The following is a 14040-nucleotide window of genomic DNA, read 5'->3' on the forward strand; positions in this document are numbered from 1 at the left end:
TCTGGTAATTATCAGCTAATAATCCTTGAAAGCTTAAAGTTACGTGTTTCCATATATTAGTATATAATAAACAATATTGTTGTTGGGTGATAACTAGTAATTCTATATATTTACTAGCTTCTTGGTTTATAACAAATAAACTCTCGCCCAGCAAATATAAATGAGTAAAATAGGCGTTAATAAAATAGCCAACATATTCTATATTTCCTTCTTCACGTACACGTTGAATTCCCTCCCGCAATAAATTTAGTGTTGCTCTGCCATGTTCTTTGCCAGGACAGATAAAAACGCTGAAAATTAGGTGAACTTTAGATGTCAGGGTTTTAGCTTGATACTGTTCCAACAGCCGTAACGCTATCTGACCAGAGTGATAAGCCGACTCCATATCCTCGATAAATTCACGGAGAAACACACCGTAAATTACATAGACACCAGCGGCTAAGGATGAATGACCATGGTTGAGACATAGACCAATCATAGTCAATGCCACATAGGGATAGAGATTAGGTTTGACACGATGTATCGGAGGCGCAAGGGTTAATAGAATCCTAATCGCGGCTAGTTGCTCGGGATTAGTCATGGTTGGCATAGTTGCCAAATCCCTTAGGGATGGTAATTTTACTAATTTGTTCTTGTATCCTGAGGCACTAGATACTAGGGGAATCTTCAACTTTTCTAAGGCTTCTAATCCAATCTCTATCCCTTTGCTCTGGTAGTCTTGACCAATATAAATCTGTATTTTTAGCTCCGAGGCCTTTACGCAGTCAAGGCGGTTAGTTGCTTGGTCTAAAATACTATCGCTTAAGGCAATTGCCGTGTCAAAGTTAGTGCTGAGGTACTCTGATTGTGCGGCTTCTTGATATAATGACAAGGTCAGGTCATAGTTACTGTGCCAACTATCTGCGGCTAGCAGTTTCATCCCCAACCTTAAATAGTCAACAGCAGCAGCATAAGCTGTAGAAGCCTTAGCTTTACGTCCTGCCATTAAATTTAACTGAGCTAATGCATTCCGTTCAACTTGCTTAGAAATTAAGTCCACACCATAATTCAACTGGCTGACAATATCAAAAATTTTCTCTTCCCGTTCTGCTAAAGAGGTATTTTCTAACAGTAGTTGACCAATTCTACAATGAGTTGATTGCTTCTGGTCTTCTGGAATCATAAAATAAGCTGCCTGCTGCACTCTGTCATGCAAAAATCGGTAGCTAAACTCTTGTCCCAAAACCTCTGATACCGGTTGCCCTAAGTTTTCTGTAGCGCTCGGTTTGACATCCAAACTACCAAAAGACTTAAGCTCAGAAACTGATAAGTCATCAGAGTTATAATCCTGAAAAAACTTGTAAATTTCAGTGATTGGTAAGATGAATCCTTCTTGTAGCGCTTTCCATAAATTAGCAGCTGTTTCAGCTTCCGACTTCCCATGGACAATTGCCAAGGTTGCTAAATCAAATTGGTTACCAATACAAGCCGCCAGTTGAAGTATCTCTTGAGTCACCACTGGCAATTTTTTTAACTGTAGCGCCATAAATTCTACGACATCATCAGTCAGCGCCAGAGCTTTGATTTGAGCAATGTCACACTGCCAATAACCAAATTCAAAATTAAAGCTAATCAGTCCATCCTCAGGCAAAGATTTGAGGAATTGAGTGGCAAAGAAAGGATTCCCTTGAGTTTTTTGATTAACTAGTTCGGTTAAAGGCGCTGCTAGTTCCACAGCACAATGGAGAGTATCTGCAATCAAATTGTTAAGATCAGATGGCTTCAGAGGAGCCAAGGTAATAGTATTGACAGTAGCCTTAGTTTTAGCAATCTGATCTAGGGTCACCATCAAAGGATGAGCTGGGAAGACTTCGTTATCCCGATAAGCACCAATCAGCAACAGATAACCAGTCTCTGTGTCACTCATCAACAATTGCATCAACTTCAAAGATGCCAAATCTGCCCATTGCAAATCATCCAGGAAAATTACTAAGGGATGCTCAGGAGTGGTGAAGACCTCTATGAATTTCTGGAACAGGCGATTGAAGCGATTTTGTGCCGCACTCCCTGATAATTCTGGCACAGGAGGCTGTTTGCCGATAATCCGTTCTAGTTCTGGAATGACTTCAATAATAACTTGACCATTCTCTGCCAATGCTGTCAAAATTCTAGTTTTCCACTGTTGCAATTGAGCATCAGTTTCACTCAACAGTTGCCCCATCAAGTCTCGGAAAGCTTGGACAAATGCTGAAAAGGGAATGTTTCGCTGGAATTGGTCAAATTTACCTTTGATGAAGTAACCCCGTTGTCGCACAATCGGCTTGTGGACTTCATTGACCACAGAGGTTTTACCAATGCCGGAAAACCCTGCTACCAGTATCATTTCAATGCCACTGGCGGCGCTACTCACCCGCTCAAAGGCTGCCAGTAAGGTGTCTACTTCCGAAGCACGACCATAGAGTTTTTCCGGAATTACGAAGCGAACGCAAATATCCCGACTGCCTAAGTTAAAGGATTCAATCCTACCAGTTTCCTTCCATTGCTTGAAGCAAGTTTCCAAATCATGCTTCAACCCTAAAGCACTCTGATAACGGTCTTCCGCATTTTTCTCCATCAGCTTGCCAATCATCTGAGAAAGCATAGGAGGAATATCGCCATTAACGCTATCGGTGGCAGGAGGTTGCTTAGCAATATGACAGTGAACTAACTCCATGGGGTCAGTGCTAGGGAAGGGTAACTGTCCCGTCAGCAATTCAAAGAAAGTCACGCCCAAACTATAGAAGTCGCTACGGTAGTCAATGCCCCGATTCATCCGTCCAGTTTGTTCCGGTGATAGGTAAGCCAGAGTGCCTTCGAGGACATTCGGACTTTGAAGCACTTGAGTTTCCCGATTTAGCACAGAAGCCAGACTAAAGTCAATCAGTTTGACCTGTTTAGTATCTGGATTAATCAGGATGTTGGCAGGTTTAATATCTTTGTGAATCACTTGCTGGCGATATAGTCCCTCTAGGGTGGTCACAATTTGCAGGGCAATCGGAAAGAATGTGCCTAGGCTCATGGGCTGACCATTACTATAGTCACCCAGGGAAATACCACCAAAATCCTCCATCACCAAGGCATAACTATGGCGATAGTGTTCTAGAGAATAAGGCTTAACAATGCCAGGGAGGTCAAGGTTTTTGGCAATGGTGAACTGATTGCGAAATCGTACCAGTTCACCGAAGCTAGGATAGTCGGTATTGAGTAGTTTAATGACTACGGGTATTTGATCCGACTCCCGTAAGCCTCGATAAACTAGGGTTCTGGAACTTCCGTAAAGGGTTTCGGTAATTTGATAGCCAGTAAGTGTGATCACAGTGCTGCTCATAGTCATAGCCAGTTGAGGATTGACAGTAGGAAATAGGGGGATCTGGATGCTTGATCAGAAGAATCACCCTAGTATTCCCAAAAGCAGCATTCTCTTCACATTGGATATTGGGTATAATTACCAATTATGCATTCAAAGTTGACCTTTAGGCCACGCTTCGCGAACAACCTATCGGTAGAGTAATAATAAACTCAGTACCCTTACCAATTTGAGACTTGACCTCAATCTGCCCTAGTAGCTTCTGAGTCACGATGTTATAGACAATATGCAGTCCTAAACCACTGCCACCTCTGGCTCTAGCAGTAGTAAAGAAAGGTTCAAAAATTTGCCCTAAATGATCCTGAGCAATCCCACAGCCATCATCGTGATAGGTAATCATGAATTGTTCTTCAACTCTGTCAACCTGAAGATGTAACTGTCCATTTTGTTTGGGCTGATAACCATGGCTAATAGAGTTCATGACTAAATTAGTAATCACTTGCGAAATAGCCCCTGGATAGGTTTCTGTGGTAACTGTTTCATCCCCGTCTATGGTTAATGTGTGGGAGGTTTGTTTGAGTTGAGGCTCTAAGCTGATTAAGACCTCCTCTAGATATTCTTTAACATTCAAGGTGCGCTTATCTAGATGAGCTTGGTCAACTGCAACTTGTTTAAAACTTTGCACCAACTCCCCAGCTCGTTCTAAGTTACTCAGAATTAATTCACTGGATTCATCGACGGTGTCTAGATAATTTTTTAGCACCGATCGCTTCAATTTTCCGTCTTGTAAAGCCTGACGAAACCCTTTAGTTTCATCAGCTAAAATCGAAGCAGCGGTAATACTAGTACCAACAGGAGTATTGATTTCGTGAGCGACTCCTGCCACCAGACTACCCAAAGCAGCCATTTTTTCCGATTCCACTAGCTTTTTCTGAGTAGCCTTAAGGTCGTCCAGAGTTTGAGAGAGTTCTTGGGTGCGTTCAGCCACCTTTTCTTCTAGGTTATGGGAATAATCTTCTAGTTGGCTTTTGGCTTGCTCTAGATTGCTGTAAAGTTGAGCATTTTCCAAAGAGATAGCAGCTTGAGAACACAAAAGTTTAAGCACTTCCAGTCTGTCACTAGTAAATGCTGCAGTGCATTGATTATTTTCGAGATATAGAATACCAATCAGTTTACCTTGATTAAGGATAGGACTACACAAAACACTTTTTGGTTGTTGGTGAATAATATAGGAGTCAGCAGCTAAGGTTGTTTTTTCACTAGCATTATCAAATACCAAAGCTTGAGATTTGTGGGAAACAGCATTAATAACGCTGATCGGAATAGTATTACTTTCTTCGATAGGAATTGATTGTAGTACTTTCAGCACAGGTTTTGTGCCTAAGTGGTTGGTGTCGTTAATTCCTTTTCCTGCTAAATCTAGCTTTAGGACTTGATCCATTGAACCTTGAGCTTCAATCACCCATTTTCCAGCTTTGGGTAAAATCAGAACACATTTTTCTGCTCCCGCATTCTCTATCACCACTTCCATCAGAGTAGAGAGTAACTGCTCAAGGTGAATTTCACTGGAAAGGACTTGAGAGGCTTTGATCACACTTGCCAAATCCAATGCTTCACAAATTTTAGTGCTGCTGGATGTGACAGTTTGGTGTAAAATATTTATAGGATTGACGCTACTTTTTGATTCCACCAGGATCGGAGCCAGTAAATCAGTATAGCGTTTTTCCAAATCCTCAATTTTAGCTTTAGCTCCCCAACGAGCGTATGCATAATAAGCATTGGTAAGGTAAGCTTGAGCAATGGTTGTTTTATCCCAATCGATGAAAAATTCTGCTGCTAATTCATTAGCTAAGGCTTCCACCTGAAGATATCCCGTATCCATAGCTCCGGTAATTGCCCGGTCATAACCTTCCATCGCCCAGATAACATTTCCCTCAACTCTTGCCCTCTCAGCTTCTACGAGATCATATTGGTGTTGATAATTGACTGAAGCATGTTTTGCCCACAACCGTAATCGCTCCTGATTCGCTGCTACTGTCTCTAGAGCCTGTTGCTTTTGCTGGGAGTCTACCTGATTACAATTGGCTAACAGTGCTAAGGAGTAATAGAAACTATGCTCGGAAACATAAAGTGTTCCAGCTGCTGCTTGTTCATATTCCTTGCCAATTGCTCCAGCTTCTACTGCTTCTGTGTACTCTTTAAATAGGTACAGTAGCATGGTTTTTGCGCCATAGGCACAAAGCACTAGAAAGACAATATTATTCTCAATCCAATTAGGTAGAATAGTTGATTCATCGATATAGTCACCGACCAAATAACGGGGATTGGCTACTTGACCTAGGAGATTAGCAACGGTTTGTTGACCAATGCGGATAAAGCTTTCGTGGAAGTCAAACTTAGCAATAGCTATCGCTTCAAAATATTTATCCTGTATCTGTTGTACAGAGTCTAGATTATTCCCAGCAAAAAAATGATAGTTACAATAGTGAACAGCACCATAGAAGGCATACTCGATATCGCCGTTTTCAAATCCACTTTGAATGGCTGCTATTAATGAAGTATTTGTTTCTCGGATATGCTCTTTCCAAGGTCTAACAAACACGTTAAACATATTGCCAACTTTAGCAGTAAGCTCCACAGCATTATATTGCTCCAGGAGTTGAATTGATAAGCGACCAAACTCATAGCCCCGATCAATATCTAAGTAAGCACCACAAAGCAGGGCACCATACCAACTATAGGCTGAAGCTGCCCAGGATGAATGACCGTATTTAATACAAAGCTTGACTGTAGTCAGAATAATTAATGGCCACAGGACTGGATTAGCAATATAGGAGGCAGAACTGGCATTGGTCAAAATCCGGATAGCGGCTAGCTGATAAGGGTCAGTAATCTCTGGCAAGTTAGCTAAATTAGCAATTTCCTCAACCTCTAACTGTAACTCTTCCCGTAGCCTCTCAACTTCAATATTAATTTTTTCGGCTTCCGTCGGAATAGCTATCCCTAGCATTTTTAAAACGTTGATGCCTAAGTCTATCGCTTCATTCATCTTATTTTGAGTAATATAAAATAAGATTTGCAGCTCATATACTTTGACTTTATCCAAAAATTTATTAGCTTGTTTTAGGACTATCTTTGATAAGTGTTTCGCTCGCTCTAAATTAACCGTTAAGTATTCCACTTCAACCGCTGCTATCGACAGAGCTAGGCTCAAGTCATAGTTACTATCCCAACTATCTGCCGCTAAGAGTTTCAGACCGGAATTAAAATACTGAAGAGCCGGTTTATAAGCCGTCGCTGATTTAGCTTTTTTACCAGCTAATAGATTTAATCCTGCTAGTTGGTCTCTTTCACACGGATTGGTAATTAGCTCAGCACCGATATTAAGCTGATTGACAATATCAAATATCTTCTCTTCCCGTTTTTGTTCAGAGGTATTGCTTAACAGCAGTTGCCCAATTTTGAGGTGGGTTTGTTGCTTATGGTCTTGATCAATCAGACCATAGGCTGCTTGCTGTACCCGGTCATGGAGGAATTTGTAAATTGGGGAGGAGTGATGGGGAAGTCGTGATGGGGGATAGCTTTCACCAATGCTCTGTTGAGATTCATCGGTAGTCTGGAAAAACTTGTAAATCTCGCTTTGGGGTAATAGTAATCCTTCTTGTAAGGCTTTCCACAGATCAGCCGCTGTTTCAGTTTGGGATTTTTCATAGACAATGGCTAGGGTGGCTAGATCAAATTGGTTACCAATACAAGCAGCGAGTTGAAGTATCTCTTGAGTCGCTGCTGGCAATTTCTTTAACTGTAGCGCCATAAATTCTACAACATCATCACTCAGAGCCAGGGCTCTTACTTGAGCAATGTCACACTCCCAATGACCTACCTCAAAATTAAACCTAATTAGATTGTCCGTATGGAGGGATTTCAGGAATTGAGTGGCAAAGAAAGGATTGCCTTTAGTTTTCCGAAATACCAATTCTGTCAGAGGTTGTGCCAGTTCTTCTGAACAACTGAGGGTATCGGCAATCAGATGGTTTAAATCAGAATGTTTTAGAGGGGCTAGAGTGATACTATTAAGGTTGACCTGAGTTTTGCTAATCTTATCCAACGTTAACATCAACGGATGGGTTGGAGAGACTTCATTATCCCGATAGGCTCCAATCAGCAGCAAATAACGAGTATCAGTTTCCCTCATCAACAACTGCATCAATTTCAAAGACGCTGAATCCACCCATTGCAAGTCATCTAGGAAAATAACTAAGGGATGCTCAGCAGTAGTAAAGACTTGGATGAATTTCTGGAACAGTCGATTGAATCGATTTTGTGCTGCACCAGCTGATAGTTCTGGCACAGGAGACTGTTTGCCAATAATTTGTTCTAGTTCAGGGATAACGTCAATGATGACTTGACCGTTTTCTCCTAGTGCTAACAGAATTTTGATTTTCCACTGTTGTAATTGTGCATCCCTTTCCGTAAGCAGTTGTCCCATCAAGTCCCGGAAAGCTTGGACAAATGCAGAAAAGGGAATATTGCGCATAAATTGGTCGAATTTCCCTTTGATGAAGTAACCCCGTTGTCGGACAATCGGCTTATGGACTTCATTGACCACAGCAGTTTTCCCAATCCCGGAAAACCCTGCCACTAAGATCATTTCGCTCCTGCCTCGGGAGGAATCCTCTTGAGCTTGATCCTTGCCAGCAACCCGGTCAAAAGCGCGTCGTAAGGTCTCAACTTCCTTGGCGCGACCATAAAGTTTCTCGGGAATCACGAAGCGATCGCAAATATCCTGAGTGCCTAACTCAAAAGGTTCAACCCTACCAGTTTCCTGCCATTGGGAGAAGCAAGTCTCCAGGTCATACTTCAATCCCAAGGCACTTTGATAGCGGTCTTCAGCATTTTTCGCCATCAGTTTACTAATCATGTCCGAGACAATGGTGGGAATATCAGGATTAATAGTATCGACTGAAGGTGGCTGCTTGGCAATATGGCAGTGAACCAACTCCATTGGGTCTGTGCTAGGGAAGGGTAACTGTCCCGTCAGGAGTTCGTAGAAGGTGACTCCCAAAGAATAGAAGTCGCTGCGGTAGTCAATGCCCCGATTCATGCGTCCAGTTTGTTCCGGAGACAAGTAAGCTAGAGTTCCTTCCAGGACATTGGGACTTTGAAGCACCATTATTTCCCTTGGCAGTACAGAAGCAATACTAAAATCAATCAGTTTGACTTGTTTAGTATGCCGGTTAATCAGGATGTTGGCAGGTTTAATATCTTTGTGAATGACTCGGTTGCGATAGAGTCCATCCAGGATGGATGCAATTTGAAGAGCAATGTGGAAAAATTCCTTTAGAGAGGTTAATTTTAAGCTTTCTAGATTAGAGCAATAGGTTTTGAGGGAAATACCACCAAAATCCTCCATCACCAAACCATAGCCATTGCGGTAGTGTTTTAAACTGTAGGATTTGACGATGCCAGGTAGATCAAGGTTTTTGGCAATAGTATATTGATTACGAAACTCCACCAGTTCACCAAAGCTGGGATATTCACTCAAAAGCAGTTTGATCACAACTGGTTTTTGGTCTGACTCACGAATTCCTTGATACACTAAGGTTCTAGAACCGGAATAGATAATCTCGGTCATTTGATAGCCAGTCAGTGTCACCATAGTGCTGCTCATATTCATCTAGTCTTCATCACAGGTTCAGGTACCGGATGAGAAGTTTGAGATGATTTCTCTTCCGGAACAGGGATTTTTTCCCGCTGTGACTAGTATTCCCAAAAACATCAATCTAGAATCGATCAGGCAAAAGGCAAAAGGCAAATTTATTTCCCGGACTCCCTACTCCCTACTCCCTACTCCCTGCTCCCTACTCCCTACTCCCATTAACCGAGAACGAAAGTACCTCACCGAATTGATAACTGCTATATGACAACAAAGGCAAACAGCTTTTTAGGATTAGTGATTGGCAATTCCCGGTTACATTGGGCTTGGTTTGTGGATAACACCCTGAAAAAAGCCTGGGATACCAACCATCTAACCCCAGCAGCTGTAGAGCAGTTAATCAAGGACTGGACGTCTAGTGTCATGTCAGCGGAAATTTTCCCACCCCAGTTAACAGCTCAGGTTAAAGACCCATCCAAGCCATTACCCCTTTACATCGCTTCTGTAGTACCTGCCCAAACAGCACTCTGGCAAAACTATTCCGATACTACAATACTGACTCTGGCAGATTTACCCCTTTCCGGACTATATCCCACCCTAGGTATTGACCGCGCCTTGGCATTATTTGGTGCTGCTCATAGGTATAGTTATCCAATTTTGGTGATTGATGCTGGTACTGCTCTAACCTTTACTGGGGCTAACCAAAACCTACAGCTAATCGGAGGAGCTATCTTGCCAGGATTGGGATTACAGTTACAGTCTCTAGCACAAAAAACTGGAGCATTACCGGCCATTGAACTACCAGCTCAGTTACCAAAGCGTTGGTCCGACGACACATCAGAGGCAATAGCAAGTGGTGTTGTCTATACAGTCTTGGCTAGTATCCGGGATTTTATTGAGGATTGGCAAAGGGAGTTTCCCAACAGTCCGATTGCTATGACTGGCGGCGATTCTGAGCAGTTAGTTACTTATTTCCAATCCCAATTTCCTGCAATAGCGGCTCAGATTATAGTTGATCCTTACTTAATCTTTTGGGGAATGTTGTCAGTGGTTGGTAGTTAGTTGCTGCGGTGACTGTTGTGGGGAATGGGGAATTAAGCAACGGTTATATTACCCTCAAAATAGTCCTGTAACTGACGGTCATGGTCATGGCTGAGGTTTCCCTTAGGGATAGCTTCCGGTTCAAACGCCTTGACTTCACTAATTTCCAATACGTCCTGTACCTCCATGGTTCCAGTCACATCAGCTTCTACCAGAATACAGATAGAATGGACTCTGGGATCTCTTCCTGGTGCTGAGTAAACCCCAAATAACTGGCGTATCTTGAGCAACTCCAGTCCAGTTTCCTCAAATAATTCCCGTTCGATAGTCGTTGGAATATCTTGACCCCAGTTAACTATCCCTCCTGGTAGAGCCCACTTACCATTGTCACGACGTCGAACTAGTACAATTCGCCCATCTGGCAAGAGTGGAATGATGCTCGTACCGGTAATAGGATGTCGAAATATAATCCCGAGAACGGTTTGGACAAATTGCCATAATCTTCTCATGTGATGATAGGGCTGTTGATTGTGTGTGTTGCTTTTACTGACTGCTATGATAGACATTATGGATGCAAGTTCGGTAACGTCAGTGATTGAAAAGTACATTGTGATGCAATTCAACGTTGAACGTCTGAGTAGTTAACAGCTAGGAGCCTAAGGAATACCTAACCGGTTCACAGGCGAATCACTTCTGGTTAAATCTCTGTCTTGATGCAAAGCGCTAATGGGGGGTCTCCTTTGACCGCACCGGTAGTCGCTCATGGGGTGCCCTCCTTTGATCGAGCTGCATCAATGTCATAACCTGGGTAGATATGCACCAGTGCTTCGCCCTCTTACCGACCTTCATCTGAACATTTTCGATCAGATGGACAACTCTAAATGACTATATACATTGGCAACCTAGATTATCAGGTTACCTCTGAAAACTTACAGGAAGTATTTCAGGAGTATGGTACAGTATCAAAAGTAGCAGTTCCTAAAGATAGGGAAACAGGTCAAGGGCGTGGATTCGCTTTTGTTGATATGGGGACAACGGATGAGGAAGATTCGGCCATTGCTGAGCTAGATGGTGCAGAATGGATGGGGCGTTCTATGCGCGTCCGCAAAGCTAGACCAAAGACTAACGACAACGACAACAATCGCGGAAATCGTGGTCGCAGTGGGTTCTAGAAACACTAGGCTTCGAGGACAATCAAGAAGTCTGCTTTGGAAAACTAACCATTTTCCTTTCCCGTGGGTGACATGGGTAACTGAAATAAACCAAGCTGAATTTAGTGTAAGACTTGGGTTTGATAGTGTTTTTGTTTTTTTATCAATGAGGTAAACATGGCAAAGCGCCGCAATCTAAAAAAGGAAAAGGCGCAGCGGAATCAAGCTTACGCCCGTAAGTTTCGGAAATCCAAGCGTAATACGGGCCGTTTTTCCAAAAATAGACGGTACGGTACCAAACCTCCTAAGTCGGAGGAAACAACAGCAGAAAATAATGAGGATAATAATAATTACCAAGGTGGTACTGGTGCGATGTAATGAGTCAGTTATCACCTGATTCCTGATATTCCCAGAGGTGACTACCCCAGTTGATTAACTACTGTCGATATAGAAAGTCGATGTAGAAAATTTAGGAGTATCGAGTCAGGAGCTTCGAGTCAGAATAAGTCAAAGTTATGTTATTGGAATAAACAAAAGTCAAAGTATGTTTTAAGCCAAAAACTAACTAAAAAATCTTACTTCTGATCCGAAGTTTCCCACTCCGAAGTTCCCTATTATTAAGTATTTTTGTACTGGCGCAAGATTGACCTACGGTCACGCGAAGCTTCCGCGCTTGAGCGATTAGCCCGAAGGGCGTTGGCTAGCGATGAAGCGAACGCGCCCCGCGTGGCCAAAGGCCTCAGCTTCCGCGCTTGAGCGAACGAAAAGATATAAGATTAGAGATAAATTAGCGATCAATCATTATTGGAATTTAGGCGATCGCATGCATCCTGAATCCCTCGCCTAACCTGGTCAAAACCAGTGCCACCATAACTATTCCGACGAGCGACGACTTGAGTAGGGGCAATGGCTTGATAAATATCCTCCTCAAAGGCTGGGTGCAACCCTTGCCACTGTTCGAGGCTCAAATCTTTTAGTAACTTCCCGGATGCCAAACAACTTCTGACCACCTTACCCACCAGATTGTAGGCTTCCCGAAACGGAACTCCTTTTGAGGCTAAATAGTCAGCGACATCGGTAGCGTTAGAGAAATCTTCAGTAACTGCTGATGCCAAACGTTCGGAACGAAATTCTAACCCTTCCTGCAAGAGAATGGTCATGGCTTCGAGACAGGCTTTGATAGTGTTAACGCTATCAAACAGTGCTTCTTTGTCTTCTTGCAAGTCTTTGTTGTAAGCCAAAGGTAGCCCTTTCATCAAAACTAATAACCCTTGTAGATGACCAAAGACACGACCAGTCTTACCTCGTACCAGTTCGGGAACATCAGGATTTTTCTTTTGGGGCATTATGCTCGAACCAGTAGCACAACTATCTTTTAGGGTAACAAAGCCAAATTCCTGAGATGACCAGAGAATGATTTCTTCTGAAAATCGGCTCAGATGTACCATGATCAAACTGGCAGCACAGAGGAATTCAATGGCAAAGTCGCGATCGCTTACTCCATCGAGGCTATTACCATAAATTCCTTCAAAATGCAAGGTTTTGGCGGTATGATGTCGGTCAATGGGGAAGGTAGTCCCTGCTAAGGCTCCACAACCGAGGGGTGAGATATTCACCCGCTGTCGGATTTCCCCTAAACGCTGCCAGTCCCGCTCTAGCATTTCTACGTAAGCTAACAGGTGATGGGCTAAACTGACTGGCTGAGCCCGTTGCAGGTGAGTATAGCCAGGAATCAGGGTTTCAACATGAGCTTTGGCCAGATGGATCAAGACCTCTTGGAAGTTACGTAACTGGCTACGAATCTGATCAATCTGCTCCCGGAGGTAGAGTCGGGTATCCGTACCAACTTGGTCATTACGCGATCGCGCTGTATGTAGCTTTTTGCCAACATCACCCACAAGATCAGTTAGGCGGCGTTCTACAGCTAAGTGTACATCCTCAGCATCAACACCAGGGTTAAATTTTCCTTGGTGGTATTCTGAGCGGATTTGTTCTAAGCCAGCTACTAGCTGCTGAGCTTCCGACTCAGAAATAATGCCAGTATGGGCAAGCATCTTGGCATGAGCGACAGAACCAGTAATGTCATACTCAATCAGTTCTATGTCAAAGGCGATACTGGCATTGAAGCAAGCAATTGCTGGATGTAACGCTGATTCAAATCGCTGACTCCAGGTTTTTTGCTCAGTCACAGTTTTGGAAACAAGATAAAGGACAAAAGACTAGTTAAAAGACTAGTTAAACGAAGTTAGATTTAGTATAAGCATTCAGCTATCAGCATAAGCGCTACGCGCACGCGTGTGCGTTCAGCTATCAGCTTAGGTGCGATTAGCATAAGCAATTTCGAACTATTAAATTTTACCGTTTGGGCATTGCACATTGCCCATAGGCGCACGCTACCCGAACGAGATGTATCTTAAGACGGCTGACAGCACCTCAAGTAGCGTTAGCTAAAAGCTGACGGCTGACAGCTGACGATTTAGTTAAACGAAGTTAGATTTCTGAATAAGTAACCAACAACTAAACCAATCACCAGAGCCGCAGCCTGACCAGAATCAATAAAGTTTTGCCACGCCGTCTTGATTTGACCAAGTACATCTGGATCTTCAATAGTTTGAGCCAAAACTAGCCCATCGATGGGTAACTGAGAGTTCAGCCATCCCAAGACATCAGTCCAATCGCTAATGCATAAGTACGGAACTATTACTGTTTGTATGCCTAGAATCACCATTGGTATGATTTCCTATACCTTAAATCAAATCTTTTAGTCAAACCTTGATTTTACCTGCATTACGACCAGTGTCATATCATCTCCGTTAGTTGTTGTCCCAGTAAACTGCTGTACTTGCTCAAATAGGTAATCTAAAATA

Annotated in this window: 9 protein-coding genes; 4 read left to right on the plus strand and 5 right to left on the minus strand. The window is 42.9% G+C overall.

Going from position 1 to position 14040, the window contains the following annotated elements:
• Positions 1–3346, minus strand: a 3346-nt coding sequence (locus F6K52_RS20330) for a serine/threonine-protein kinase PknK (protein ID WP_364418747.1), incomplete at its 3' end; no start/stop codon positions are given.
• Positions 3347–3491: 145 nt separating this feature from the next.
• A complete protein-coding gene (locus F6K52_RS20335) occupies positions 3492–8996 on the minus strand; it encodes an ATP-binding sensor histidine kinase (protein ID WP_364418750.1) in 5505 nt (1834 codons plus the stop codon).
• Positions 8997–9045: 49 nt separating this feature from the next.
• Here F6K52_RS20335 and F6K52_RS20340 point away from each other — a divergent pair, with 49 nt between their 5' ends.
• Both F6K52_RS20340 and F6K52_RS20345 read left to right on the plus strand, forming a co-directional pair.
• Positions 9046–9249 carry a hypothetical protein gene (locus F6K52_RS20340; protein ID WP_293081656.1) on the plus strand — a complete coding sequence of 68 codons (204 nt, stop codon included), beginning with the start codon at positions 9046–9048 and terminating at the stop codon, positions 9247–9249.
• Positions 9246–10043 (plus strand): pantothenate kinase, encoded by a 798-nt coding sequence (locus F6K52_RS20345; RefSeq protein ID WP_293081658.1) that lies wholly within the window; start codon positions 9246–9248, stop codon positions 10041–10043. The genes F6K52_RS20340 and F6K52_RS20345 overlap by 4 nt, the downstream gene beginning before the upstream one ends.
• Positions 10044–10075: 32 nt before the next feature.
• Here the strand turns inward: F6K52_RS20345 and F6K52_RS20350 are convergent, their stop codons facing one another.
• The gene (locus F6K52_RS20350; RefSeq protein WP_081431301.1) at positions 10076–10531 is read right to left on the minus strand and encodes an NUDIX hydrolase; all 456 of its coding nucleotides are present in this window, start codon (positions 10529–10531) and stop codon (positions 10076–10078) included.
• 372 nt (positions 10532–10903) lie between these two features.
• Here F6K52_RS20350 and F6K52_RS20355 point away from each other — a divergent pair, with 372 nt between their 5' ends.
• Together F6K52_RS20355 and F6K52_RS20360 are read left to right on the plus strand one after the other, a co-directional pair.
• Entirely contained in the window at positions 10904–11194 is a 291-nt protein-coding gene (locus tag F6K52_RS20355; protein ID WP_293081661.1) for an RNA-binding protein, read from the plus strand.
• Positions 11195–11350: 156 nt separating this feature from the next.
• Complete coding sequence (locus tag F6K52_RS20360; protein ID WP_293081664.1) at positions 11351–11551, plus strand: hypothetical protein; 201 nt, start codon at positions 11351–11353, stop codon at positions 11549–11551.
• 416 nt (positions 11552–11967) lie between these two features.
• Here F6K52_RS20360 and argH read toward each other — a convergent pair whose 3' ends face one another.
• Together argH and F6K52_RS20370 are read right to left on the minus strand one after the other, a co-directional pair.
• A complete protein-coding gene (gene argH / locus F6K52_RS20365; RefSeq protein ID WP_293081666.1) occupies positions 11968–13362 on the minus strand; it encodes an argininosuccinate lyase in 1395 nt (464 codons plus the stop codon).
• Positions 13363–13649: 287 nt separating this feature from the next.
• Complete coding sequence (locus F6K52_RS20370) at positions 13650–13901, minus strand: hypothetical protein (RefSeq protein WP_293081669.1); 252 nt, start codon at positions 13899–13901, stop codon at positions 13650–13652.
• Positions 13902–14040: the final 139 nt, after the last annotated feature.

The sequence above is a fragment of the Moorena sp. SIO3H5 genome (genome assembly GCF_010692395.1).
Lineage (GTDB): Bacteria > Cyanobacteriota > Cyanobacteriia > Cyanobacteriales > Coleofasciculaceae > Moorena.